Origin of the sequence: Cecembia lonarensis LW9 (assembly GCF_000298295.1) — a bacterium.
GTDB classification, from domain to species: Bacteria; Bacteroidota; Bacteroidia; order Cytophagales; family Cyclobacteriaceae; genus Cecembia; species Cecembia lonarensis.
Genome location: NZ_AMGM01000224.1, coordinates 1 through 948, shown reverse-complemented (window position 1 = coordinate 948; position 948 = coordinate 1). Strand labels below are relative to the sequence as shown.

Genomic DNA, 948 nt, shown 5'->3' with positions numbered 1-948 from the left:
GATCCGCCAGCACGAGGTGCCCTACCTGCGCCGCAAACTGGGCATTATCTTCCAGGACTTTCAGCTGTTCTTTGACCGCACCGTAGCCGAAAACCTCTTTTTTGTGATGCGGGCTACCGGCTGGGGCGATAAAGGCAAGATGAAGCGCCGCCTGTCCGAAGTGCTCATGCAGGTAGGCCTGGACTCTGCCGCCGGCAAAATGCCCCACCAGCTCAGCGGTGGCGAGCAGCAGCGGATTGTTATTGCCCGCTCCCTCATCAACGAACCCCTGATCCTGGTGGCCGACGAGCCTACCGGCAACCTGGATCCCGATGTTTCCGAGGGCATTTTTCAGCTTTTTCAGGAGATCAATAACAGTGGTACGGCGGTATTAATGGCCACCCACAACCACAAGCTGCTCAACGACCATCCCGGCCGGGTGCTCAAATGCGAAAAAGGTAAGGTGCTGGATTCGGTACATGATGTCTTTAGTTTTCGAAGCGAGTTTTAAGTCCTTCCATAAAGACTAGTTCAAAAGAAAGCCCCTGCTTAGAGTCTAGCAGGGGCTTTCCTTTTTGGCAATTATATTTCTACTATCCTTGATGCAGCTGCAGCCCCTTTTCCCGGGCCGGCTCCAGCATGAGGTTCCAGGCGGCTTCGCGCTGGTTGGGGATCTTGCCTTCCAGAATGGCTTCTTTGATGGCGTCCTTGATGTCGCCCACCACCCGGGAGGGTTTCAGGGCAAAGGCGGCCATGATCTCCTCGCCCGTCACAGGGGGCTGGAAGTTGCGCACCTGGTCTTTCTCCTCTACTTCCTGCAGCTTTTGCTCTACTTTATCAAAGTTGCGCAGGTAGCGCTTTACCCGATTGTCATCTTTAGACGTAATGTCGGCCCGGCAGAGCTTCATCAGGGGGTCTATATCATCGCCGGCTTCGTAAAGCAGACGGCGTACGGCCGAGTCGGTGACC

At 55.4% G+C, this 948-nt stretch carries 1 protein-coding gene and 1 pseudogene; one reads left to right on the top strand and one right to left on the bottom strand.

Features of this window, described 5'->3' with window-relative positions:
- The coding region (locus B879_RS21000; RefSeq protein ID WP_040401552.1) for a cell division ATP-binding protein FtsE at positions 1-490 on the top strand (490 nt) is incomplete at its 5' end.
- Positions 491-572: 82 nt separating this feature from the next.
- Here B879_RS21000 and B879_RS20995 read toward each other — a convergent pair.
- Positions 573-948: pseudogene (locus tag B879_RS20995) on the bottom strand (tRNA nucleotidyltransferase); the annotation flags it as partial.